Below are 24,066 nucleotides of genomic sequence, written 5' to 3' on the forward strand. Positions count from 1 at the left end.
GGCCGGAAGCTTTGATTTGGTGCAGATGTGATGTGAATTTAAGCCGGAGCCGCCGATTGTGACCGCATCTCCCGTCATCCGTGCCTTGCGCGGTCGTCTGCTCTGGTTCGTCGGCGATCCGGAGGTTGCGGGCGAGGCGGCGCATCACTTCGTCGAGGACGGTTTGCTCGTCATCGAGAACGGGCTGGTCAAGGCGGCCGGCGAGGCAAGCGCGCTGTTGCGGGCGCTGCCGGCCGATGCCGAGATCGTCGACCACCGCCCGCATCTGATCATGCCGGGCTTCATCGACGCGCACATCCACATGCCGCAGACGCAAGTCGTCGCCTCCTACGGCGCGCAGCTGATGGATTGGCTGAACAAATACACCTTCGTCGAGGAGCAGAAGCTCAGCCAGCAGGGCCATGCCGAGAAGCTCTCGCGCTTCTTCCTCGACGAGCTTCTGGCCAACGGCACCACCACGGCGGCGGTCTATTGCTCGGTCCATCCGCAATCGGCCGAGGCATTCTTCACTGAGTCGCAGCGGCGGAACACCCGCATGATCGCCGGCAAGGTGATGATGGACCGCAACGCACCGGAGGCGCTGACCGACACGGCCGAGAGCGGCTATCGCGACTCGAAGGCGCTGATCGCGCGCTGGCATGGCAAGGGCCGGCAACTCTATGCGATCACGCCGCGCTTCGCGATCACCTCGACGCCGGAGCAATTGGCGGCGGCAGGGCGGCTGGCGGCCGAGCATCCCGATTGCCACGTCCAGACCCATATCGACGAGAACCGGGCTGAGATCGCCTTCGCCCGCGAGCTTTACCCGGAAGCCGCCGACTACGCCGACATCTACCGGCGCCACGGCCTGCTCGGCGCGACAAGCCTGATGGGCCATTGCATCCATATGACCCACAATGAATGGAGCGCCTTTGCCGAGACGGGTGCCGTCGCGGTCTTCTGCCCGACCTCGAACCTCTTCCTCGGCTCAGGACTGTTCGACTGGGCGCATGCCCGGCAGCGCGGCGTGAAGGTGGCGGTCGCGACCGATATCGGCGGCGGCACCTCTTATTCGATGCTCCGGACGATGGCCGAGGCCTACAAGGTGCTGCAGCTCCAAGGGCAAAGCCTGTCGGCTTTGGGCGCCCTGCATGCGATGACACGCGGCAATGCGGCTGCGCTCGGCCTCGACCATCTCATCGGCTCGTTCGAGCTCGGCCGGGAGGCGGATGTCGTCGTGCTCGACACGGGCGCGACGCGGGCGATGGCGCATCGCATGGAAACGGTGCGCGATCTGGCGGAGGAGTTGTTCGTGCTCGTCACGCTGGGCGACGAGCGCAATATCGCCGCGACCTATGTGATGGGGGAATTGGTCGCGGGCGCGTCATTCTCGGGCAGCGCCTAGCGCCTCTTGTTTGCCACGGAAACGCGCCGTCATTCCGGGCTTGACCCGGAATCCATCGTAGAGCGCAGCGTCCCATGATGGATTCCGGATCGGCGCCGCTATCGCGGCTTGTCCGGAATGACGGCGGTTTTTGATCCCGGCGGGGGGGCTCAGCCCAGCACGCCGCCCTTGCGGGCGAAGTCGATATAGATCTCGCGCAGGCGCAGCGTGGTCGGGCCCGGCGCACCGTTGTGGATGGTGTGGCCGTCGATCGAGCTCACCGGCATCACCATGCTGGTCGCCGAGGTGATGAAGGCCTCCTCTGCATCGAGCGCCTCGGCGAGCGTGAATTCGCGCTCCTCGAAGGTGAAGCCGGATTCGGCGATGAAGGCCAGCACCGCCTTGCGGGTGATGCCGGGCAGGACCTTGTGCGAGAGCGGGCGCGAGATCAGGGTCTTGCCCTTGACGATCCAGGCGGTGGAGGAGGCGCCTTCCGTCACCACGCCGTCCTCGATCATCCAGGCTTCCTGCGCGCCGGCCTCGGCGGCGATCTGCTTGGCCAGCACCGGCGCGAGCAGGTTCACGCTCTTGATGTCGCGGCGGACCCAGCGCAGGTCCGGCGTCGAGACGACCTTGATGCCGGTCTTCACCGCCGGCGCATTCACGAAATTGCGGGCCTGGGTGAACATCACCAGCGTCGGCTGGGTGTCCTTCGGGAACGGGAAGTCGCGATCGGCCGCACCGCGCGAGACCTGCAGGTAGATGCTGCCTTCGTCGAGGCCGTTGCGCTTGATCAGCTCTTCATGGATCGCGACCAGCTCGGCCTTCGACCAGGGCAAGGCTAGCTGGATCTCGCCGCAAGAGCGTTCGAGACGGGTGAGATGCGCCTCGCAATCGACCAGCTTGCCGCCGATCACGGCCGAAACCTCGTAGATGCCGTCGCCGAAGATGAAGCCGCGATCGAAGATGGAGATCTTTGCCTCTTCCTCGGGAAGATAGGCGCCGTTGACATAGACGATGCGGCTCATGGAATGCGGACTCTGCTAGGGGGACGGAAAGCCGTTCCTTCCTAGCGAAACCGCGAGCCGGGCGCGAGCGATAAGGGCGGATTGCCGCCCGGCGCCGCTTGCAGGGCGCAGGCTCAGGCTTTCAGGCTCAGGAACCGCGTCGGGATCGCGCCGCGCAGGTTCTGCCCGAAGCCGGCGAGCTTCGGCGAGACCAGATTCTTCGTCGAATAGTGCAGCACCGGAATCCAGGGCTGTTCGGTGGTGACGATACTGTCGGCCTCGCGCAGGATCGCGGCACGCCTGGCGATGTCGAGTTCGTCGGCGGCGAGCTTCATCAGCGCGTCGAAGCGGGGATTGGCGTATTTGCCGATGTTGAAGCCGGCATTGTCGCTCTGGAACAGGAACAGGAAGTTCTGCGGGTCGGAATAGTCGCCGATCCAGCCATAGCGGGCGACGTCGAAATCGCCACCATCGCGCAGATAGGCGAAATGCGTGCGGAAATCCGTCTCGACGAAGCGCGTTTCGACGCCGATGGCGTGCCATTGCTCCGCGATCGCCTCGGCGGTGTGCCGGTTGTTGTCGGTGGTGTTGAAGCGCAATTCGATATGGAGCGGCACGCCGTTGCCGAACCCGGCCGCGGCGAGGAGCTGCTTCGCCTCGTCCTCGCGTTCGAGCACCGATGCGTAGCGGAAATCCATCTCCGCCCGCTCGCCGTAATTGCCGATATGGGGCGGGATCACGCCATAGGCCGGCAGCATCGTGCCGCCCCAGATCCGGTCGGCGATGAAATCCCGGTCGATCTGGAGGGAGAGCGCCCGCCTGACGCGGGGATCGTCGAAGGGCTGCTTGGCCGTGTTGATGATCAGGAAATAGGTCGCGAGATAGGGGCCGATCCGCACTTGCTCGCCGAGCTTGCGGCGCAGTTCCTTGAATTGCTCGGCCGGGATGTCGGTCGTCAATTGCAGCTCGCCGGCCTGGAAGCGCCGCGCCGCCGCCGCGAGGTCCGGCGCCGGATAGAAGATCACCGTATCGATCTTCACACCCGCCGCGTCGTGGAAATGCGGATTGCGGTCGAGCCGGATATGCGAGTTCGGGATGAATTCCTTGAGCATATAGGCGCCGTTCGTGACCCAGCTTCGCGGATCGGCCGGAGCGAGCCCGGCCTTCGCGGCCGTCGCCGGATGGACCGGCAGGGCGCTCTGATGGGTCAGGAGCTCGAGCAGATAGGGCGTCGGTCGCTCCAGCTCGATCTCCAGCGTCCGCTCGTCCGGCGCCCGTACGCCGAGTTCGTCGAGCGAGGAACCTGTGGCGGCCTTGTGGATCGCCTCGGCCTTGCGGATCGGATAGAGCAGGTTGGCGTATTTGGCGCCGGTCTCGGGGTCGACGATCCGCTTGAACGAATAGACGAAGTCGCTCGCTCTGAGCGGGTCGCCGTTCGACCATTTCGCGTTGGCCCGCAGGCTGAAGCGCCAGAGCTTGCCATCGGCACTGGCCGTCCAGCTCTCGGCGACGCCGGGCACGACCTCGCCCCTCATGTTGTGGATGACGAGGCCTTCGCGCAGGTCGCGCAGCAGATGCGCTTCCGCCACGGTCGAGGTCCGGTGCGGATCGAGCGTTTCCGGGTCGCCGTCATTGCCGCGGTGAAAGATCACCGACCCTTGCGCCGCTGCGGCACGTAAAGTCGCGAGCAGGGCGGCGAAGGCGAAGGGAGCGTGGCGGCGGGTGACGTCGAGCAAATCAGCCTCCCCTGGCGCCGGGCACCGGCGCGAGCGCTGCCCGACTCAGGAGATTAGAACGCGACAGCTCCCGCCTGCCAAGCGGGAAGGAGACCCCCGCGTCGTCAGCGCGCTCCGGTGGCGCGATTGTTCTCGAAGACGATGGCGCAATCCTCGGCCTTCTTGCGGCATGCGGTCAGTGCGGTCTGGCGCGCCTGCTCCAGATCTTTCTCGCCGTACCGGTAGTTGAATGTCTTGCTGGCCTTGCTGAAAGCCATCGCCTTGTCGCCGGGCGCGCTGAAGTAATCCTCGAATGTGGGGGCGCCCTTTTCGAGGCCGAGGCGCTCGAATTCCGCTTGCGGACGCCCGGTAGGCAGCGTCGGCAGCTTCCATGCGCGAAGCGAGGCGTCCATCTCCCGAAGCCAGACGAAACGGGCCTGGTTGTTCTGGAGAAGCGCATGGCCGCGTGGCTTGATCTCCGGCAGCGTGATCAGGCGCACGTTCCCGCCACGGTCGAGCGCAGCGGCGCGCATGCGGTCGACGAGGGGTGGCGGGAAGAGTTCGTCGTTGGCGGCATAGACCCAGAGCTGCGGCACGGTCTCCTGCCAGGACCAGTGCCGGACGGTCTCGACGAGCGCGTCGCGGCCTTTCTCGACGCATTCGTCGAAGTTCAGGCCACCGGCGACGTTGATCACCGCCTTCAGGCCTGGGGGCTTGCGTTGGGCCAGCGCCATGATCGCCGCGCCGCCGGCGGATTCGCCGAGTGCGATGATCCGATCGGGATCGACATCGGGGCGTTCTCGCAGCGTCTCGAGCGCCGCCTCGAGCTCCTTCGCCTCGCTGTCGAAACGCCGCGTCATATCGGGTAATCCGCAGCCCGCCCCTTCACCGGAAAAGGGGCCGTCCGATTGGCCGAAGCCGCGGCGGATGACGATAGCGGCTATCCAGCCACGGCGGGCGAGATCCCGCGCGATCGACCTATATTGGACGGCGTGCAGGTCGCCCATCCGGGAGCCCGTCGCCGATTTGCCGTGCGTGATCAGTGCGAGCGGCAGCCGGCCGTCGATCCCCTCAGGGCGGATGATCAGCGACTCCAGACGGATCTCGCGGCCGTCGATGCGGGCCCGGAGAAAGCCGTTATCCTCGCGAAACGGCTCCTGCGCGCCTGTCGACATCGTCGCCGCCAGCCAGAAGGCGCCCGCGAGCGCAAGCGCTCCTGACCGGAGGGCGGCCCCGATAGTGGCTACCATGCCCGACAGCTCCAGCCGATCCGGTGTCCGCTACGGGGTGGCGGCTATCGCGGCCGCGCGCTCCTGCGCCTCGACCACCGCCACGGCCGTCATGTTGACGACGCCGCGCGCGGTGACCGAGCCGGTGAGGATATGCGCGGGCTTCGCCGTGCCCATCAGGATCGGCCCGACCGGCAGTGCGTCCGCCATCACCTTGGCGAACTGATAGGAGATGTTCGCTGCGTCGAGATTGGGGAAGATCAGGACGTTGGCCACGTCCTTCAGCGTCGAGGAAGGCAGGACGCGCTCGCGGATCATCGGCACCAGCGCGGTGTCGGCCTCCATCTCGCCGTCGCATTCGAGGTTGGGCGCGCGCTCGCGGATCAGCTTCAGCGCCTTGCGCATCTTGAGCGAGCTCGGCGTGTCGGCGGCGCCGAAATCGGAATGGGACAGCAGTGCGATCTTCGGCTCCAGGCCGAAGCGCTGGACATGGCTCGCTGCCAGCACGGTCATGTCGGCGATCTCCTCCGCCGTCGGATCGTGCTTCACATGGGTGTCGCCGAGGAAGAAGGCGCCCTTGTTGGTGATGATCAGCGTCATCGCCGCGAGGTCGCAGACACCCGGCGCCAGCCCGATGATGTCCTTGATGTGCCGCAGTCGCGACATGAAGCGGCCTTCGAGGCCGGAAATCATCGCATCCGCCTCGCCGCGCGCCACGGCCAGCGCCGCGATCACGGTGTTGTTGGTGCGCACCAGCGCGCGCGCCGCATCGGGCGTGATGCCGCGCCGGCCGGCGATGTCGAGATAGGTCTGGACGTAGTCGCGATAGCGCGGGTCGTCCTCCGGGTTCACGATCTCGAAATCGACGCCGGGCTTCAGCGACAGGCCGAAGCGCTGGATGCGCGTCTCGATCACGCTGGGGCGGCCGATCAGGATCGGGATGGCGAGCCCTTCCTCCAGCGCGACCTGGGCGGCGCGGAGCACGCGCTCATCCTCGCCCTCGGCATAGATCACGCGCTTGGGGTCGGCCTTGGCCTGCTGGAACAGCGGCTTCATCAGGAAGCCCGAGCGGAAGACGAAGCGCGAGAGCTGCTCGCGATAGGCCTCGATGTCGACCAGCGGCTTGCGCGCGACGCCCGTCGCCATGGCGGCTTCGGCCACGGCCGGGGCGATGCGCATGATCAGGCGCGGATCGAAGGGATTCGGGATCAGCGATGTCGCGCCGAAGGTCGAGGTCTCCCCGCCATAGGCGCGTGCAGCCACATCCGAGGACGCCTCGCGGGCGAGCGCGGCGATAGCGCGCACGGCCGCGAGCTTCATCGCTTCGTTGATCGTCGTCGCCTGCACGTCGAGCGCGCCGCGGAAGATATAAGGGAAGCACAGGACGTTGTTGACCTGGTTCGGATAGTCCGAGCGGCCGGTGCAGATCATCGCATCGGGGCGCACGGCCAGCGCGTCCTCCGGCGTGATCTCGGGATTGGGGTTGGCGAGCGCCAGGATCAGCGGCTTCGGCGCCATGCGCTTGGCCATCTCCGGCTTCAGCACGCCCGCGGCGGAGAGGCCGAGGAAGATGTCGGCATCGCCGATGACGTCGTTCAGCGTGCGGGCGTCGGTCTTCTGCGCATAGACCTCCTTCCAGCGGTCCATCAGCGTGTTGCGGCCCTCATAGACCACGCCTTCGAGATCCGTGATCCAGATGTTCTTGCGCTGCGCGCCGAGCTCCACCAGCAGGTTGGTGCAGGCCAGCGCCGCCGCGCCGGCGCCCGAGACGACGATCTTGACGTCGGCGATCTTCTTGGCGGCGAGGTCGAGCCCGTTCAGCACCGCCGCGCCGACGATGATCGCCGTGCCGTGCTGGTCGTCATGGAAGACGGGGATCTTCATCCGGGCCTTGAGCTGCTCCTCGATCTCGAAGCACTCCGGACCCTTGATGTCCTCGAGATTGATGCCGCCGAAGGTCGGTTCCAGCGCGGCGACCACCTCGACGAATTTCTCGATGTTCTTCTGCTCAACCTCGATGTCGAAACAGTCGATGCCGGCGAATTTCTTGAACAGGACCGCCTTGCCCTCCATCACCGGCTTTGACGCCAGCGGCCCGATATCGCCGAGGCCGAGCACGGCGGTGCCGTTGGTGATGACGGCGACGAGGTTCTGGCGCGAGGTCAGCTCGGCCGCTTCCGACGGGTCATCGACGATCGCCTCGCAGGCGGCGGCGACGCCGGGCGAATAGGCGAGAGCGAGGTCGCGCTGGTTGCCGAGCGGCTTGGTCGCCTGGATCTCGAGCTTACCGGGCCGCGGCTGGCGGTGATAGACGAGCGCGCCCGAGCGCAGATCTGTGGAGAGCGTGCTTTTCATGGCGCGATGGTCCCTGCAGTCCGAAGGATGCTGGTCGCGCGAAAGCCCCCATGCCGTCAAGCCGCCGGGATGCCGCTGGCAGCTTCTCCATGAGGGAAACGGTGCTTCGGGAGACAGGGCCGTGCCGGTCGCATCGGCCCTTCGGTGGAAAGGGTCGCTTGAATCAGTTTGGCAAGCCGTTGAGACGGTATGCGAGGGATCACGCACAAGACGTGGAATCGATTCAGCAAATTTCCTGATGAGTCGGAACGCGAAGCCGTAGAGACAAATCCAGGGTCGGCGCCGGCCGGTCAGAACGCCTTGAAGGTGATGATCGTATGGGTGTCGGCGATCTCGGGGATCGACTGCACCTTCTGCGCGACGAAATGGCCGATATCGACATCGGCCGCGACGTGGAACTTGGCCAGGATGTCGTAATTGCCGGCGGTCGAGTAGATCTCGGAGGCGATCTCGCGATCGGCCAGTTCGCTGGCGACCTCATAGGTCTTGCCGAGCTTGCATTTGATCTCGACGAAGAAGGTCTGCATCGCGCGCTCCGAAACTCTCTGCGGACTGGATAGAACTCCCAGTGCCCCGAGATCAAGCGCCGGCGAGCGCCGCGATCCGCCGCGTCATCGGATTGTCGGGGTCGGTGAGTCCGCCGATGACCGTGAAATGGTTCGCGCCTTCGATCTCCTCATAGCGCGTCTGCACGCCTTCCAGCCCCCAGACATCGACGAGGCGGCGGCTCTGCTTGTGGTACTCGTCGCTTTCAGCGCCGCCGACGACGGCGTCCATCGTTAGCCGCGACGGTGCCGGCCAGAACAGCGGGCTCTCCCGCTCCGCCGCCTCCATGTCGAGGCCGAGCGCCTTGTTGATGCTGGTCTCGGTCAGGGGTTTCAGGTTGTAGAGTCCCGAGATGCCGTAGGCGGCCGGCACGAGGCGATCGGGCAGATCGGGGTCGACATTGTGCCAGTTGGTCGCTAGCGCGCAGGCCGAGAGATGGCCGCCCGCCGAATGCCCGGTTGCGACCACCGGCAGGCCGAAGCGCCGCCACAGCGCGGCGGCCGCCTGCTGCAATTCCCAGACGATATGGCCGAGATGGACCTGTGGGCAGAGGTCGTAGCCGACGACGGCGACGGGCAGGCCCAGCCGGTTCAGCCCGCGCGCCATATGCGAGAAGAAGCTGCGGTCGAGCGCCTGCCAGTAGCCGCCATGGATGAACATGACGAGCGCGTTGCCGCGCACCGTCTCGGGCTTGAAGATGTCGTAGAGCTGGCGCTCGCCGGCGCCGTAGGAGATGCCGAGCTCGCAGAGCGCGGTGGTGCGGTAGGCGGCGGCGTCTTCCTGCCAGCCGGCGATGATGCCGGGATGCTCCGGCACCCGGGCGCGGTTGTTGTATTCGGCTTCGTAGTCGGGCGTGGCCATGGTCTGATCCATGGTTCGTACCGTGGCAGCAGCGGAGCTTTTTCGCCACTGCTTTTGACAGCCCGGGCGGCCGGCGGCAAAAGCGATGCGCCCATCGATTGGGCACTGGAGGTCGCCATGGAAAACCCTGTCCTCGCCGAAGTCACGCGCGGCAACACCGTCGAATCGCGCCATCGCGGCGCGGCCATCGTCATCGATGCCGAGGGCGGCGTGGTGTTCTCCGCCGGGGATGTCGAGCGCCCGGTCTTTCCGCGCTCGGCCGTCAAGGCGATTCAGGGCCTGCCATTGATCGAGAGCGGCGCCGCCGACCGCTACGGACTGACCGAGGCGGAGATCGCGCTCGCCGTCTCCTCGCATTCCGGCGAGCCGCTCCACGCCGAGACCTCGCTGGCCATGCTGAAGAAGGCCGGCCGCGATGCCGGCTGCCTCGAATGCGGCGCGCATTGGCCGATGGGCGAGGCCGCGGCGCGCGCCCTGGCCAAATCGGGCGCCGAGCCCAGCGCGCTCAACAACAACTGCTCCGGCAAGCATGCCGGCTTCGTCTGCCTGTCCTGCGCGCTGGACGAGGATCCCGCCGGCTATGTGAAGCAGGGTCACGCGGTCCAGCAGGCTGTGCGCGGCGCCCTTGAAGAGGTGACCGGCGCTGCGCATTCCAGCGATCGCATGGGCATCGACGGTTGCTCGATCCCCTCCTATGCCGTGCCGCTCAAGGCGCTGGCGCTCGGCTTCGCCCGGCTCGGCACCGGCCATGGCTTCGGCCCGGAGCGCGCCAGGGCAGCCGCGCGCATCCGTGCCGCTGCGGCGGCGCATCCCTTCATGGTGGCGGGCACCGACCGTTTCGACACAAGGCTGATGAGCCTGCTCGGCGCGCGTGCCTTCACCAAGACCGGGGCCGAGGGCGTCTACTGCGCGGCCTTGCCGGAGCTGGGCTATGGCATCGCGCTCAAATGCGACGATGGCGCCGGGCGTGCCGCCGAGGTCGCGCTGGCGGCGCTGATCGGTCGCTTCCTGCCGATGGATGAATCGACGCAAGTGGCCTTCGCGCCGCTGCGAGAGGCCGTGCTGAAGAACTGGAACGGCACCGAGGTCGGCCGGGTGAGGGCGCCGGCCGGCTAGGGCCGGTCGTTTTTCCACGGAAGCGCGGGTCGTCCCGGGCGGAGCGAAGCGAAGACCCGGGATAACCGGGTTCCTTCGAAAAGGCGGCGATCCTAACTGACCGCGTTGTTCTCGACCCTGACGCCCGCCGCCCGCGCATCGGGAGCCTTCGTCAGGTCGCCGGTGACCGGCTTACCGTATTCGCTGCCGATCACGGCGCCGTTCCGTGCTTCGGCGATGAGGTTGTTGGCGATCAGCGCATTGCGCTCCTTCGGCACCAGCGAGATCGAGATGCCGATACCGGTCTTGCGGATGATGTTGCCGGTGGCGGCGAGATTGCGCATGCCCCAGGACCAGCCCAGCGAAATGCCGGTCTCGCTGGCGTTCTCGATGACGTTACCGGTGACGGCGGCTTCCGCCTCGACATGGACGCCGATGCCGCCGACGGGCCCCTTGCCGTTCGGCGCGACCGCCTTCCGGGCGTTGCGGACGATGTTGTTGGCGAAGACGGCGAGCCGCCCGCCATGGTCGAGATTGGTGATGTTCGCGCCCTGCGCGCAATCCTCGATCAGGTTGTTCGCCATGATCGCGCCCTCGAAGGCGAATTCGGAATAGAGCCCGGCCTCCCCGCAGCGCCGCCCCTGATTGCCGAGGATCTGCACGCCCGAACCGGAATTGTTGCGGATGAAGGTCATGGCGCAGTCGCGGAGCTGGTTGCCTTCGATGATGACGCCGCCCGCACGATAGAGGCTGATGCCGTTGCCGTTCTGCCCGTCGCCGCCGGCATCGGCCCGGATGCGCTCGACGCGGTTGCCGCGCAGGATCGAGCGGTCGTCCCCGGCCTCGCTGCGCCAGATCTGGATGCCGTTATTGCCGCAATCGGCGACGGCATTGCCCTCGATCGTCAGCCCGCGCGAATCCAGCGAGAACAGCGCGGCGTCGCGCATCTTGCGGAAGCTGCTCGCTGTGATGCGCCCGCCGCAGCGGTTCAGCGTCAAGCCGACGGAGCCGCCATTGGCGAAGGCGAGTTCGGCGATCGCGATCTCGCCGACGGCATCCGCCGCGAGCAGGGCGGAGCGTTGCGGCGAGGGGATGTCGAGCCCGTCGAGCACGAGGCCGGAAAGGCTTGCGCGGGAGATGTTGCTTGCCGTCAGGACAGGCCCGCCATCGGCCGTCACCAGCCTTGTCGCCTCCGATACGCCGATCAGGCGCGTGCCCTCGGGCAGGGCGACCCGGCTGACGCGATAGCGGCCGGGCGGCAGCAGCAGCGGGGCGGAACGGCGGGCCGCTTCGCCAAGCGCGGCCTGAAGGCGCTGCGACTGGTCGTCGGTGGCGCCCGGTCGCAGGCCGAATTGCGTGGCATCGAGGCCGAGCTGGCCGAGCGGCGTCGGCGCGGCACCGCGCTGCTGCGCCTGCGCGGGCAGATGCGCCGCGATGGGACTGAGAAGACCGCCAGCCAATAGGCTGCGCCGGGAAAGGGTCATGACATCTCCTGTGCCGCTTCCCTCGATCAAGCCCTGTGCCAGCGCCATTGTGCCGTTTCGGGACCGTTAGCGACCTGTGATCGCGAGATTCCGTCCGATCGCCGCCAGCGCTGCGGTCAATCTCTCCGTCCGCGGTCGAAAGCCCGCGACGCGCTTGGTCGGGCGGGTGCCGGCTGCCGGGCGTAGCCAGGGTATATGCACGAACAAGACAGGCCGTCCCGCCATCGCGGCGTGGCGCAATGCCGTGGCATAGCTGGCATCGCAGAGATAGCGCCCGGCCGAGGGCGAGGGCCGGCTTGCGATCGCATGTCGGCGCAGATGGGCGAGGGCGCCCTGGGGACGCCCGGTGGTTCGCGTGGGCAAGGCAGGGCGGCCGCCCGTCGCGGCACCGGTGGCGGCGCGCCCGGTGACGTCGGGGTGGAGCGAGCTGGAGCGGCCGCGTGCGAAAAGCTCGATCCGGACATGGCGGGCGCGGGCGGCGAGGCCGAGCATCAGCAGCGCTCTTGGCCTGGTCGTCTCGATCTCCTGCGCAAGTGCCGGCAGGCCGGCGGCATAGCTGGTCTCGAGCACGAGGCTGCGCACGCGCAGGCCCGAATGCCGCAGCCGCGCGGCGATGGCGCCTGCAAGCCGCGTCGTCGGATTGACCCGGACGCCCGGAAACGGGCCGAACCCGGTGACCAGCAGGTCGATGCGCTGCATGTCGCCCTCACAATCCCAAGGCCTGGGCGATCTCGTCGGCCGCGAGTGTCGGCGCCAGCTCGCCCGCCGCGACCGCCGCTTCGAGCGCCGGCGTGCGCGCCTTCAGCGCCGGATCGTGCCGGAGCCTGGCTTGCAGCCGGTCCTGCACCATCGCCCACATCCATTTCACGTCCTGCCGCCGGCGCCTCTCGGTGATCAGCCCCTTTGCCTCGAAGCGGTGATGATGGTCCTCGATCTTGCTCCAGAGCGCATCGAGCCCTTCCCCGGTCAGGCCGGAGATGGTGACGACCGGAGTCGACCAGAGCGGCGAGGCCGGCGCGAGAATATGCAGCGCCGCCTTGTACTGCGCCGCAGCCGCCCGCGCCGCGGTCGCGCCAGCGCCATCGGCCTTGTTGACCGCGATCATGTCGGCGAGCTCGATGATGCCTTTCTTGATGCCTTGCAATTCATCGCCGGCATTGGGCAGCATCAGCACGAGGAAGAAATCGGTGAGGTCGGCGACAGCCGTCTCCGACTGGCCGACGCCGACCGTCTCGACCAGGATGACGTCGAAGCCCGCCGCCTCGCAGAGCAGCATCGTCTCGCGCGTCTTGGCCGCGACGCCGCCGAGCGTGCCGGAGGAGGGAGAGGGCCGGATATAGGCGTTCGGATCGACGGAAAGCCGTGCCATTCGCGTCTTGTCGCCGAGGATCGAGCCGCCGGTGCGGGTCGAGGAGGGGTCGACCGCGAGCACCGCGACCTTGTGGCCTTTCTCCGTCAGATGGCTGCCGAGCGCATCGATGGCGGTCGACTTGCCGACACCGGGCACGCCGGTGATCCCCACCCGGATGGCCCGGCCCGTTTGGGGCAGCAGTCGCTGGATCAAAGCCCGGGCCTGCTCGCGATGGTCGGCCCGCCGCGATTCGGTGAGCGTGATCGCGCGCGCCAGGGCGGCGCGCTCGCCGGCCAGAATGGCGTCGGCCAGCGTTTCGATGCGGGAGGCGAGGTCGACCATCGCGCCAGTTAGCAAGCCGGCGGAGCCGGCGGCAAGGCGCCTTGCCGCATCGCGCGTCGTGACCCTGTCACATGCGCATCTTGAACATTCGCCGGTTCGGTGACACGACAAGGCGATGATCGGCGTGGCGATGCGGCTTCCTGTCTTGATTCTGGCGTTGCTCGCGCCCTTGATGCTGGCTGCCTGCGGCACGCCGCGCGTGCTGGAACTGAGCCAGGCGCCCCGGCAGGACATCGCCGGAAAGGTCGAGATCTACGTCGCCACCACCCGTGAAGCCTCGGCGGCGCCGGTCTATTTCGACGGCGAGCGCGCCCCGAAGCTGGCCTTCGCGAAGCTCGAGATCACCGTGCCGCGCAGCCACAAGCCGGGCGAGCTCGAACTCCCCGATTCCGGCCCGGGCGATCCGGCCAAGCATTTCACCGCGACCAATATCGAGCGCCTCGATCTCGCGCCGGTCGTCGCCGATGTCCGCCGGGAGATCATGCGCCGCCCGGCCGGCCAGCGCGATGTGCTGGTCTTCGTCCACGGCTACAACACCAATTTCGCCGACGCCGTCTATCGCTTCGCTCAGATCGTCTACGATTCCGGCTTCAAGGGCGTGCCGGTGCTGTTCTCCTGGCCCTCACGCGGCCAGCTCCTCGCCTACCCCTACGACCGCGAAAGCGCCTATTACTCGCGCGACTTCCTCGAAGCGAACCTACGCGGCATCACCCGGGATATCGGCCCGGGGCGGATGGACATCCTCGCCCATTCGATGGGCACGATCCTGACGCTCGAAACCTTGCGCCAGGCGGCGATCCGCGGCGACGGCGCCTTCGGCGGCAAGCTGCGCGATGTGATGCTCGCCGCGCCCGATGTCGATCTCGACGTGTTCAAGACCCTGATGAATGTGATCCGGCGGCCGGTGACGGTCTTCGTCTCCGCCGATGACCGGGCGCTCGATTTCTCCCGCCGCTTCGCCGGCGACAAGACCCGGCTCGGCGCTGTCTCCACCAAGGATGCGCCGACGATCGCCGAGCTGGAGAAGCTCGGCGTGCATATCATCGACCTCTCGGAAGTGTCTTCGGGCGACAGCCTGAACCACGCCAAATTCGCTTCCTCGCCGAAGGTCGTGCAGCTCATCGGCGAAAGGTTGCGGCAGGACAAGGGCATCGGCTTCGCCGGTCCGCAACTGGGCGACCGTCTGGGCGACATCGCCGGCGGGGTGGTCGGCACGGTCGGCTCGACCGTCGGGCTGGTGGTGACGGCGCCCGTCACGATCATCTCCGGCGGCCGCTGACGCCTCGTCAGCTGGGCCCGAGGGCCACGAGCCGTCCTTGCCAGGAGCGTCGGCAACGAGGCGATGACGGGCGGATGTGACCGTGGAGGCACGGGCTGCCGGCATTTCGGGTTTGCCCGGCGTTTCGCCCCATTCTGGCCGCGTTAGCCTGTCCTTAAGACCGGATCATCCAGATCGGCCCCTCTCGATTGTCCCGGATATCCGCTCCCATGCCTGTCACAAGGCGCGACTTTTCACGCTTCTCTCTGGCCTTCGCCTCGCTCCTTCCGCTCGGGCTCACGGCCTGCGCGCAAAGTGAGGCGACCGTCTCGCCCTTCTCCGTGCCGGAGCGGGCGGATTTGTCGGCGCTCGGCAAGGATCCGGCCCTGCTGGTGATGACGACGCGTCGGTCTGTCGGCAACGTGGCGCCCTATTTCGGGTCGGATCGCGGGCCGCTGACCTTTGCGGTGGCGAGGCTCTCGCCGCCGGGGCGCGGCATCGCTGGGCGCGTCTCCTCGGCGGTGAGCGGCGACTGGGCGGTCCTCGGGATCGAACGCGAGACCACGACCGATGCCGCGCGCGTGTTCTCGAACGCGGCGAATGGCGGCGATGTGCTGCTCTATGTCCACGGTTACAACGAGACCTTCGAGTCCGCCGCCCGCAGCGCCGGGCAGCTTTCGCATTCGCTCAAGTTCCAGGGGCGCACGGCGCTCTTCACCTGGCCTTCGGGCGGCAAGCTGCTCGACTATGCCTATGATCGCGAAAGCGCGCTCTGGTCGCGCGACGGCTTCGTCGAGACCTTGCAGGCGCTGGTCGCGAATCCCACGATCGGGCGCATCCACATCGTGGCCCATTCCATGGGCACATTCCTGACGCTGGAAGGCCTGCGCGAGCTGCGCGATTCGCCGGATGTCTACGCGCGGATCGGCTCGGTGGTGCTCGCCTCGCCCGATGTCGATATCGACGCCTTCGAGCAGACGGTGAAGCGGATCGCGCCGCTGGCGAAGCGCATGACCGTCATCATCGATCCCGGCGACCGGGCGCTCGCGGTTTCCGCCCGCATCGCTGGCGGCGTGGCACGCGCGGGCGCGGCCGACCGGGAGCGCCTCGATGCGCTGGGCGTCCGCGTCGCCGACACGGCCGGGCGCGGCTGGAGCCTGCTCAGGCACGACCTCTTCCTCTCGGATAGCGAGGTTACGCAGGTCGTCCGCCGCGCCATGGATCGCGGCGAGAGCTGAATGCGGGTTTCCAGAGGCCTCGGCGCGGTTCTGCTCGCGTTCGCCGTTTGGCTCGGACCAGCGGCGGCGATGGCGGCGACGCCGGGGCTCTTCGCCGATGTGGGACGCGGAGAATGGACGCTCGACGATCCCGTCTGGAAGGCCATCGACGTCGAGACCTATACGCCGGCGGCATGCGCGGCCAAATCCTGCCCGCTGGTGATCGTGATCCACGGCGCCGGCCGAAACGCGGCGAATTCGCGCAATTATTGGATCGAGGCTGCCGATCATTATGGCGTCCTCATCGCCGCGCCGCGCTTCGACAAGACCCGTTTTCCCGGCCGGCTTTTCCAACAGGGCGCCGTGCGCGGACAGCCGGACCGGTCGAAATGGACCTTCGGCGTCGTCGAAAGACTGTTCGATGCGGCGCGCGCTGCCGGTCGCGCGTCAGGCACGAGCTACAGGCTCTTCGGGCATTCGGCCGGCGGCCAGTTCGTGCACCGGATGGCGCTGCTCATGCCCGAGGCCCGCTTCTCGCGGGCCGTCGTGGCGAATGCCGGCTATTACACCCGTCCTCTCGATGCTGCTGCGGCCGGGGGCTTCGCCTATCCCTATTCGCTGGGCGGAACGCCTGCGACCGACACCACCTTGCGAGCCGCGCTCGGCAAGCACGTCACGGTCATGCTGGGCGAACGCGACACGAATCCGGAACACCGGCAGCTCAACAGATCGGTCGGCGCCGAGGAGCAGGGAGCAACCCGGTTCGCACGCGGTCAGCATTTCATGGCCGATATCCGTGCTGTCGCCGCTCGCCTCGGCGTCACCCCGCAATGGCGCGAGATCACCGTGCCGGGCGTGGCCCATCAGCAGGACCGCATGGCCCGGGCGGCCGCGCCCGAACTGCTCGGCCCCTGAGGACCATTCAGATCGGCGGCAGGCCGGAGCGCTTCTTGATCGTCGCCAGCGCGAAGTTGGATTCGACCGACTGGATGCATTTCAGCCGCGTCACCTTCTGCTTGAGGAAGCGCTCATAGCCCTCGATGCCATCGGTGACGACGCGCAGCAGATAATCCTGCGAGCCGGTCATGAGGTAGCACTCCGCCACTTCGCTCCAGCTTTCGATCGCCTTCTCGAACTCGGCGATATGCTCCTGATTCTGCTGGATCAGCCTGACCGAGACGAAGACGCTGAAGGGCAGCCCATAGGCCTTCGGATCGACGATCGCGGCATAGCCCTGGATCACGCCCGTTTCCTCCAGCCGCTTGAGGCGGCGCAGGCAGGGGGTCGGCGACAGCCCGACCTTCTGTGAGAGTTCCTGATTGGTGATCCGCCCGTCCTCTCGAAGCAGGGCGAGAATGCGGCGATCGATCGTGTCGAGCATCATATGCTCCATCCTGGACTCTGTTGAGCAGAAACCTGCAGGAAGAGCGTTAGCGCGAGTGTAACCAGCCAAGCAATCGCGTCGATGCAGGATTATTCTGGTGGGAAAGCGGCCACGCCGGAGCCGAGGGAGAAAGCCATGAGCGACGACAGCTATCACAAGGACCGGATCGCCAACCGCAAGCTTCATCCCGAGACGCTGATGATGGGTTTCGGCTATTCGCCGGCCATGTCGGAGGGCTCGCTCAAGCCGCCGGTCTTCCTGACCTCGACCTTCGTTTTCGAGAATGCCCAGCAGGGCAAGGATTTCTTCGACTTCACCTCGGGCCGGCGCCAGCCCAAGCCCGGCGAGAAGCCCGGTCTCGTCTATTCGCGCTTCAACCATCCGAACATGGAGATCCTCGAGGATCGCCTGGCGATCTGGGACGAAGCCGAGAAATGCGCCGTCTTCGCTTCGGGCATGGCCGCGATCGCGACGACCTGCTTCGCCTTCCTGCGGCCGGGCGACACCATCCTTCATTCGCGCCCGCTCTATGGCGGCACCGAGACCCTGCTGAAGAACCAGATGGGCGCCTTCGGCATCACGCCCTTCGGCTTCACCGACGGGCTCGACATCGAGCAGATGCGCGATGTCGCGCGGGCAGCGGCGGCCAAGGGCCGCGTCGCGATGATCCTGGTCGAGACCCCGGCGAACCCCACCAACGGCCTCGTCGATCTCGCGGCTTGCAAGATGATTGCCGACGAGCTTGAGAAATCGCAGGGGCATCGCCCGCCCGTCGTCGTCGACAACACGCTGCTCGGCCCGAAATACCAGAAGCCGCTCGGGCTCGGCGCCGATCTCACCTTGCTCTCCCTGACCAAATATGTCGGCGGCCATTCCGATCTCGTCGGGGGCTCGATCAGCGGCTCGGAGGCGCTGATCCGGCAGGTGAAGAGCTGGCGCGGTTCGCTCGGCACCCAGGCCGACCCGAACTCCTGCTGGATGCTCATGCGCTCGCTGGAGACGCTCGACATCCGCATGAGCCGCGCCAATGAGAATGCGCGCCTCGTCGCCGATTATCTGGAAAGCCACCCGAAGGTGGCGAAGGTCCACTATCTCGGCAACCTCAAGGATGGTGATCCGCGCAAGGCCGTCTTCGACCGGCAATGCACGGCGGCTGGCTCGACCTTCGCCTTCGACGTCAAGGGCGGCGAAAAGGAGGCTTTCGCTCTGCTCGACAATCTGCAGATCATGAAGCTCGCGGTCAGCCTCGGCGGTACCGAGACGCTGGTCTCGCATCCGGCCGCAATGACCCATTCCGGCGTCGCCCGCGAATTGCGGGAGGAGATCGGCCTGACCGACGCCCTGATCCGCATCTCGGTCGGCATCGAGAACATCGAGGATCTGATCTCGGATCTGGCGCAGGCCTTCGAGGCGGTTTGAGGCGTTCTCTCACATCCCGACCCGTCCCCAGCCCGGCAGCTTCAGCGCCGGGCTGCGCAGGTCGAATCCCGCGACGAGGCCGAGGATGTTGACCTCGACGCCTTCGACCCAGCCGACCGTGATTCCGGCCAGCCCGTAGAGCGAGGCTTGCAGCCCGGTGCGGCTCGGCGTGAGCCCGGCGAAGAGGCCGGTCTCACGCCAGTCCTTCCCGATGGCCGTCGGCGGCAGGGCTTCGCGCAGCTCCGGCACCTCCGTCAGCACATGCTGGACGAAGCTGTTCGAGTTCGGGCCGGGCCAGGCGAGATAGCTGCCCGGTTCGGCATAGGCATAGCTCGCCACGGCGGCCCGGATGCGCGGGATCAGCCGCGCGGCGACCGCTCCTCGGATCTCCGCGACTGGTTCGGGCTCGTTCCCGAACCAGCGCCCATCCGCCTCGCGGTGGTTGACGCGCACCGGCATGCCCCAGCCAACGACGTCGAAGCGCGTATAGGCGGAGGCGTTGGCCTCCTTCACCACGATCCAGGAGTGATGCGCGAAGATGCCGCGCCAGCGGCCGACGCGGGCGGCGAAGATGTGCACGGTCGCCTCGGGGTCCGTCGATGCGGCCGGCAGGAGCCTGGCGCTCGACCAGTCGGCGCGGCGCCAGTCGGGAGCATGCGTCTGCCAGATCCACCAGCCGGCATGGGTCGCGAGCGGCAGCAGAAAAGCGAGAACGAAGAACAGCAGGAAGCGGCGGAAGAGGTGCATCCGGCACGGTATGTGCAGGACGACGCGAACCGGCAAGAAGACCGCGGATCACGCTTGCGTCAGCCGGCCGGAACATGCTGGAGGGGCTTTCGGAAACGCTCTGTTGTGCGCGGACCGCCGGCCGCGTTTGGTGGCGGTTGATGCCGGGGGGAAAGCTGGTAGCGTGCGCGCGCCTGAGCTTGATGGAGGGGCAGATTGGGTGAGACGACGAAGCGACTGAGCAAGGCCATTGCGGCCTGCGCGATCGGACTGGGACTTCTGGCCACGCCGGTGGCCGCGCAGGACAAGCAGCTCCGGATCTTCAACTGGTCCGACTATGTCGATCCCGAGGTGCTCGACGCGTTCAAGAAGGAAACCGGGATCACCGTCGTCTACGACACCTTCGACCAGATGGAGACGGTCGAGACCAAGCTTCTTGCCGGCAAGACCGGCTACGACCTGATCGTCGTCACGGCTTCCTTCCTGCCGCGCCATATCCCGCTCGGCATCTACCAGCCGATCGACAAGGCTAAGATTCCGAATCTCAAGAATCTCTGGCCGGAGATCCAGACGCGGCTCGGGAAATACGATCCCGGCAACACCTACGCCGTGAACTACATGTGGGGCACCACGGGGATCGGCTACAACACCGCCAAGATCAAGGAACGGCTCGGCCCCGACGCCGTGATCGATAGCTGGAAGATCGTCTTCGAGCCTGAACAGCTCAAGAAGCTCTCCAATTGCGGCGTCCATGTCCTCGACGCGACAGAGGAGCTGTTCCCGGCCGCCTTGCGCTATCTCGGGCTGAACCCGGATTCGAAGAACGAGGCCGATCTCAACAAGGCCGGCGAATTGCTGCGCAAGATCCGGCCCTATATCCAGAAATTCCACTCCTCCGAATACATCAACGCGCTGGCCAACGGGGATATCTGCCTCGCGGTCGGCTATTCCGGCGACATCCTCCAGGCCAAGAAACGGGCCGAGGAGGCCAAGAACGGCGTCCAGATCGGCTATTCCATCCCGAAGGAGGGCGCGCTGATGTGGTTCGATTCCTTCGTGATCCCGAAGGACGCCGGCAACGTCGACGCGGCGCTGAAGTTCATCGACTTCGTCAACAAGCCGGAGATGGCGGCGAAGAACTCGGACTTCATCCAGTACGCCAATGGAAACATTGCTTCGAAGCCGTTCCTGTCGGCGGCCTTGCGCGACAACCCCGGCGTCTACCCGCCGGACGAGGTGATGGGGCGGCTCTACACGATCACGCCCTACGATCAGAAGTCGCAGCGGCTGGTGAACCGGCTCTGGACGCGCGTGAAGACCGGCAAGTGAGCGCGTTCGGACGGAGCGCGGTCACTGTCAAGAAGACCTCGCCCGGCAGCGTGCGCCGGGCCTTCCAACCCTGGAACGACCCGGCGGCGAAGCCGCTGGTCGAGTTCCGCGGCGTGACCAAGCGCTTCGGTGACGTCAGGGCCGTGGGCGATCTCACGCTCGCGCTCTACCCGCGCGAATTCTTCGCGCTGCTTGGCCCCTCGGGCTGCGGCAAGACCACGCTGATGCGCATGCTCGCCGGTTTTGAGACGCCGGACGAAGGAGCGATCCTGCTCGACGGGCAGGACATCACCGCCGTGCCGCCGCATCTGCGGCCGGTCAACATGATGTTCCAGTCCTACGCGCTGTTCCCGCATCTGAGCGTGGCCGGCAACATCGCCTATGGCTTGAAGCGCGAGGGCCTGCCGCGCGCCGAGATCGCGCGTCGCGTCGAGGAGATGCTGGAGCTGGTCAAGCTCGCCGGCCTTGGGCAGCGCAAGCCGCATCAGCTCTCCGGCGGCCAGCGTCAGCGCGTCGCGCTCGCCCGCTCGCTCGCCAAGCAGCCGAAGCTCTTGCTGCTCGACGAGCCGATGGCGGCGCTCGATCGCAAATTGCGCGAGCAGACCCAGTTCGAGCTGATGGATCTGCAGAGCGAGCTCGGCCTCACCTTCATGGTCGTCACCCACGACCAGGACGAGGCGATGACCATGGCCGACCGCATGGCGGTAATGGACCATGGCAAGCTCGTCCAGATCGGGCCTCCCGACGTGATCTACGAGGCGCCGGCCAACCGCCATGTCGCGGAGTTCGTCGGCGACATCAACATCTTCGAGGGGCGGGTCGAAGCGATCGATGGCGAGTTGGTGAAGGCAGAGGTGTCGCGCGTCGGCACCGTCGAGCTCGACGAGGAGGCGCCGGCGCTGAAGGCGGGCGACGCCCTGCTGATCGGCATCCGGCCCGAGAAGATCGAGATCGCCCATGACGAGCCGGGCCAAGTCGTCAACAAGGTCGCGGGCGAGATCTGGGATATCGGCTATCTCGGCGATTTCACCATGGTCCAGGTGATGATCGGCGGGGTGGGTGGTCAGCTGGTCAAGGTCGCGCTGGCCAACCGGACACGGCGGGTGGCCCGGCCTTTCGCCTGGGACGACAAGGTCTGGCTGTCCTGGGATGTCGAGGCCGGCGTGGTGCTGCCGCCATGAGCGCGGTCGCTTCGCTGCAGCGGCTGCGCCGTCTTGTGGTGGCCGTGCCCTATCTCTGGCTGGCGCTGTTCTTCTTGGCTCCCTTCGCCATCGTGCTGCGCATGGCCTTCTCGCAGGCTGCGACCGCGCTCCCGCCCTATGCGCCGCATTGGGAGGGGTTCGCCCAGCTTGGCGACTTCCTGTCCCAGCTCGACCTGACGAATTTCAGCCTGCTCGGCGATGATCCGCTCTACTGGCAGAGCTACCTCTATTCCCTGCGCATCGCGGCGCTGACCACGATCTTCGCCCTCGCCATCGGCTATCCGCTCGCCTACGCCATGGCGACCGCGCCGGCGCGGTGGCGCGGCCTTCTGCTTGTCTTCGTCATCCTGCCGTTCTGGACCTCCTTCCTGATCCGCGTCTACGCCTGGATCGGCATCCTGAGGCCGGACGGGTTGCTCGACGCCGCGCTCGCCTTCCTCGGCTTCGAGGGCGAGCCCTTGCGGCTGCTCAACACCGAGACGGCCGTGCTGCTCGGCATGGTCTATTCCTATCTGCCCTTCATGGTGCTGCCGCTTTTCGCCACGCTGGAAAAGCTCGACCGCAGCCTGCTCGAAGCTGCGTCCGATCTTGGCGCCACACCGATCACCGCCTTCTTCACCGTGACGCTGCCGCTCTCGCTGCCCGGTATCCTCGCTGGATCGGCACTGGTCTTCATCCCTGCCGTCGGCGAGTTCGTTATCCCCGATCTGCTCGGCGGCCCCGATACGGTGATGATCGGCAAGGTCTTGTGGAACGAGTTCTTCTCGAACCGCGACTGGCCACTGGCGTCGGCGGTCGCCGTCGTGCTGCTGATCGTGCTGGTCCTGCCGTTGGTCCTGCTCCAGCGCGCCCGGTTGAAGCGGGAGCTGGCGGCATGAAGCGCCTCGGCCCCGGCCTCATCCTGGCGCTGATCCTCGGCTTCGCCTTCCTCTATCTGCCGATCGTCACGCTGATCGCCTATTCCTTCAACGCCTCGCGCCTCGTCACGGTCTGGGGTGGTTTCTCGACGCACTGGTACGGCGCGCTCATGGCGAACGAGCCGCTGCTCGATGCCGCCTGGCTCTCGATCCGTCTCGGTGTCGTCTCGGCGACGCTGGCGACCATGCTCGGTACGCTCGCTGCGCTGGCGCTCGCCCGGCATGGCCGCTTCTTCGGCCGCACGCTGTTTTCCGGGATGGTGCTGGCGCCTCTCGTCATGCCGGAGGTGGTGACGGGGCTTTCGCTGCTGCTGCTCTTCGTCGCCGTTGATGTCGAGCGCGGCTTCTGGACCGTGACGGTCGCGCACGCGACCTTCAGCCTCGGCTTCGCTTGCATCGTCGTGCAATCGCGGCTGGCGGGCTTCGATCGCTCGCTGGAAGAGGCGGCGCAGGATCTCGGAGCCACGCCCTTCGTCACCTTCTGGACGGTGACGCTGCCGCTGATCTGGCCGGCGGTGGCGGCGGCCTGGATGCTCGCTTTCACGCTCTCGCTCGACGATCTCGTCGTCGCGAGCTTCACCACCGGCCCCGGCGCGACCACCTTGCCGATGCGGCTCTATTCGGCGGTCAAGCTCGGCGTCTCGCCCGAGATCAACGCCGCCTGCACCATCATGATCGCCGCCGTGGCGGTCGTCGTGATCGCCGCTTCGCTCCTGCTCAAGCGCGAGCAGTTGTCCGGCGGTTAGGCTACGCTGCGATCCACCCGAACGCGCCGTCATTCCGGACAAGCTGCGAAGCAGCGCAGACCCGGAATCCATCATATGGCTCCGGCGCTCTACGATGGATCCCGGGTCAAGCCCGGGATGACGGCGTTGGGTGCTTGGATAAACGCGGGCTGAACGGCGCCCTCAAAACCCGTTCAGGCAGGATCTGCGATGGTCCGTTCCAAGGCAGGGATCTTCCCGGCCTTGAGACAGGACAAGGACCATGTTTGGCAATCGCGCCCGGATCGGTTTCGCCGCCTTCGCACTGGGCGGCATCGCACTGACAGTCTCGACCTTTGCCGGAACGGGCAATGCCCAGGCCTTTGGCGGCCGCTACGAGCCCACCTATGAGCGCCCCGCCTATGGCTATGGTTGGCGCCCGGCGCCGCCCGCCATGTACGGCTTCTGGGGTCAGCGCCGCTGGCATCGCTATTTCGACGGTTATGGCGGGCGGCCGATGCCGCCGCGCGAGGGCTATGGTTACGGCTGGCGGTAAGTGTCG

Annotated in this window: 22 protein-coding genes; 11 read left to right on the forward strand and 11 right to left on the reverse strand. The window is 66.8% G+C overall.

The window, feature by feature from the left end:
* Positions 1 to 58 precede the first annotated feature (58 nt).
* Positions 59 to 1,384: a guanine deaminase gene (guaD, locus tag GY40_RS09890; protein ID WP_038361339.1), complete on the forward strand. Its 1,326-nt coding sequence runs from the start codon at positions 59 to 61 to the stop codon at positions 1,382 to 1,384.
* Between the two features lie 149 nt (positions 1,385 to 1,533).
* On the opposite strand, the gene GY40_RS09895 is transcribed toward guaD, so the two are convergent.
* From GY40_RS09895 to GY40_RS09920, 6 genes are all read right to left on the reverse strand, one after another.
* Positions 1,534 to 2,391 (reverse strand): D-amino-acid transaminase, encoded by an 858-nt coding sequence (locus GY40_RS09895; protein WP_038361342.1) that lies wholly within the window; start codon positions 2,389 to 2,391, stop codon positions 1,534 to 1,536.
* 113 nt (positions 2,392 to 2,504) lie between these two features.
* On the reverse strand, positions 2,505 to 4,106 hold the full coding sequence (locus GY40_RS09900) for a peptide ABC transporter substrate-binding protein (protein ID WP_038361344.1): 1,602 nt from the start codon (positions 4,104 to 4,106) through the stop codon (positions 2,505 to 2,507).
* Between the two features lie 104 nt (positions 4,107 to 4,210).
* Positions 4,211 to 5,335, reverse strand: coding sequence for an alpha/beta hydrolase family protein (locus GY40_RS09905; protein ID WP_038361347.1), 1,125 nt, complete (start codon positions 5,333 to 5,335; stop codon positions 4,211 to 4,213).
* A 30-nt stretch (positions 5,336 to 5,365) separates the two neighbouring features.
* Positions 5,366 to 7,669: an NADP-dependent malic enzyme gene (locus GY40_RS09910; RefSeq protein WP_038361350.1), complete on the reverse strand. Its 2,304-nt coding sequence runs from the start codon at positions 7,667 to 7,669 to the stop codon at positions 5,366 to 5,368.
* A gap of 290 nt (positions 7,670 to 7,959) precedes the next feature.
* Positions 7,960 to 8,196 carry an Lrp/AsnC ligand binding domain-containing protein gene (locus tag GY40_RS09915; RefSeq protein WP_038361355.1) on the reverse strand — a complete coding sequence of 79 codons (237 nt, stop codon included), beginning with the start codon at positions 8,194 to 8,196 and terminating at the stop codon, positions 7,960 to 7,962.
* Between the two features lie 52 nt (positions 8,197 to 8,248).
* Positions 8,249 to 9,088, reverse strand: coding sequence for an alpha/beta hydrolase (locus GY40_RS09920; protein ID WP_248311134.1), 840 nt, complete (start codon positions 9,086 to 9,088; stop codon positions 8,249 to 8,251).
* Positions 9,089 to 9,193: 105 nt separating this feature from the next.
* On the opposite strand from GY40_RS09920, the gene GY40_RS09925 reads away from it, so the two are divergent.
* The gene (locus GY40_RS09925) at positions 9,194 to 10,192 is read left to right on the forward strand and encodes an asparaginase (RefSeq protein ID WP_038362454.1); all 999 of its coding nucleotides are present in this window, start codon (positions 9,194 to 9,196) and stop codon (positions 10,190 to 10,192) included.
* Between the two features lie 92 nt (positions 10,193 to 10,284).
* Here the strand turns inward: GY40_RS09925 and GY40_RS09930 are convergent, their stop codons facing one another.
* The 3 genes from GY40_RS09930 to meaB form a co-directional block, all read right to left on the reverse strand.
* Positions 10,285 to 11,655 (reverse strand): TIGR03808 family TAT-translocated repetitive protein, encoded by a 1,371-nt coding sequence (locus GY40_RS09930; RefSeq protein ID WP_038362457.1) that lies wholly within the window; start codon positions 11,653 to 11,655, stop codon positions 10,285 to 10,287.
* A 66-nt stretch (positions 11,656 to 11,721) separates the two neighbouring features.
* Positions 11,722 to 12,354 (reverse strand): pyroglutamyl-peptidase I family protein, encoded by a 633-nt coding sequence (locus GY40_RS09935; RefSeq protein ID WP_038361357.1) that lies wholly within the window; start codon positions 12,352 to 12,354, stop codon positions 11,722 to 11,724.
* A 7-nt stretch (positions 12,355 to 12,361) separates the two neighbouring features.
* Positions 12,362 to 13,348 (reverse strand): methylmalonyl Co-A mutase-associated GTPase MeaB, encoded by a 987-nt coding sequence (meaB, locus tag GY40_RS09940; RefSeq protein WP_038361360.1) that lies wholly within the window; start codon positions 13,346 to 13,348, stop codon positions 12,362 to 12,364.
* Between the two features lie 130 nt (positions 13,349 to 13,478).
* Here meaB and GY40_RS09945 point away from each other — a divergent pair, with 130 nt between their 5' ends.
* The 3 genes from GY40_RS09945 to GY40_RS09955 all read left to right on the forward strand — a co-directional run bounded on the left by GY40_RS09945 (position 13,479) and on the right by GY40_RS09955 (position 16,738).
* Positions 13,479 to 14,627, forward strand: coding sequence for an alpha/beta hydrolase (locus GY40_RS09945; RefSeq protein ID WP_185747785.1), 1,149 nt, complete (start codon positions 13,479 to 13,481; stop codon positions 14,625 to 14,627).
* A gap of 209 nt (positions 14,628 to 14,836) precedes the next feature.
* The gene (locus GY40_RS09950; protein ID WP_038361362.1) at positions 14,837 to 15,844 is read left to right on the forward strand and encodes an alpha/beta hydrolase; all 1,008 of its coding nucleotides are present in this window, start codon (positions 14,837 to 14,839) and stop codon (positions 15,842 to 15,844) included.
* Entirely contained in the window at positions 15,845 to 16,738 is an 894-nt protein-coding gene (locus GY40_RS09955) for an alpha/beta hydrolase family protein (RefSeq protein ID WP_038361364.1), read from the forward strand.
* Positions 16,739 to 16,745: 7 nt separating this feature from the next.
* Here the strand turns inward: GY40_RS09955 and GY40_RS09960 are convergent, their stop codons facing one another.
* Entirely contained in the window at positions 16,746 to 17,216 is a 471-nt protein-coding gene (locus GY40_RS09960) for an Lrp/AsnC family transcriptional regulator (protein ID WP_038361367.1), read from the reverse strand.
* Positions 17,217 to 17,342: 126 nt separating this feature from the next.
* Here GY40_RS09960 and GY40_RS09965 point away from each other — a divergent pair, with 126 nt between their 5' ends.
* Positions 17,343 to 18,626 carry a cystathionine gamma-synthase family protein gene (locus GY40_RS09965; protein ID WP_038361369.1) on the forward strand — a complete coding sequence of 428 codons (1,284 nt, stop codon included), beginning with the start codon at positions 17,343 to 17,345 and terminating at the stop codon, positions 18,624 to 18,626.
* Positions 18,627 to 18,635: 9 nt separating this feature from the next.
* Here the strand turns inward: GY40_RS09965 and GY40_RS09970 are convergent, their stop codons facing one another.
* Entirely contained in the window at positions 18,636 to 19,373 is a 738-nt protein-coding gene (locus GY40_RS09970; RefSeq protein ID WP_038361372.1) for a DUF3750 domain-containing protein, read from the reverse strand.
* Between the two features lie 216 nt (positions 19,374 to 19,589).
* Here GY40_RS09970 and GY40_RS09975 point away from each other — a divergent pair, with 216 nt between their 5' ends.
* The 5 genes from GY40_RS09975 (at position 19,590) to GY40_RS09995 (ending at position 24,060) form a co-directional block, all read left to right on the forward strand.
* A complete protein-coding gene (locus tag GY40_RS09975) occupies positions 19,590 to 20,681 on the forward strand; it encodes a polyamine ABC transporter substrate-binding protein (RefSeq protein ID WP_038362463.1) in 1,092 nt (363 codons plus the stop codon).
* Positions 20,678 to 21,862 (forward strand): ABC transporter ATP-binding protein, encoded by a 1,185-nt coding sequence (locus tag GY40_RS09980; RefSeq protein WP_051987733.1) that lies wholly within the window; start codon positions 20,678 to 20,680, stop codon positions 21,860 to 21,862. Before GY40_RS09975 ends, GY40_RS09980 begins: the two co-directional genes overlap by 4 nt.
* Entirely contained in the window at positions 21,859 to 22,761 is a 903-nt protein-coding gene (locus tag GY40_RS09985) for an ABC transporter permease (RefSeq protein WP_038361374.1), read from the forward strand. Before GY40_RS09980 ends, GY40_RS09985 begins: the two co-directional genes overlap by 4 nt.
* On the forward strand, positions 22,758 to 23,546 hold the full coding sequence (locus GY40_RS09990; protein ID WP_038361377.1) for an ABC transporter permease: 789 nt from the start codon (positions 22,758 to 22,760) through the stop codon (positions 23,544 to 23,546). The genes GY40_RS09985 and GY40_RS09990 overlap by 4 nt, the downstream gene beginning before the upstream one ends.
* Before the next feature lie 241 nt (positions 23,547 to 23,787).
* Complete coding sequence (locus tag GY40_RS09995; RefSeq protein WP_038361380.1) at positions 23,788 to 24,060, forward strand: hypothetical protein; 273 nt, start codon at positions 23,788 to 23,790, stop codon at positions 24,058 to 24,060.
* The last annotated feature ends 6 nt before the right edge of the window (positions 24,061 to 24,066 follow it).

It is taken from the genome of Allobosea sp. UNC402CLCol (assembly GCF_000745475.1).
Classification (GTDB): domain Bacteria; phylum Pseudomonadota; class Alphaproteobacteria; order Rhizobiales; family Beijerinckiaceae; genus Allobosea; species Allobosea spartocytisi.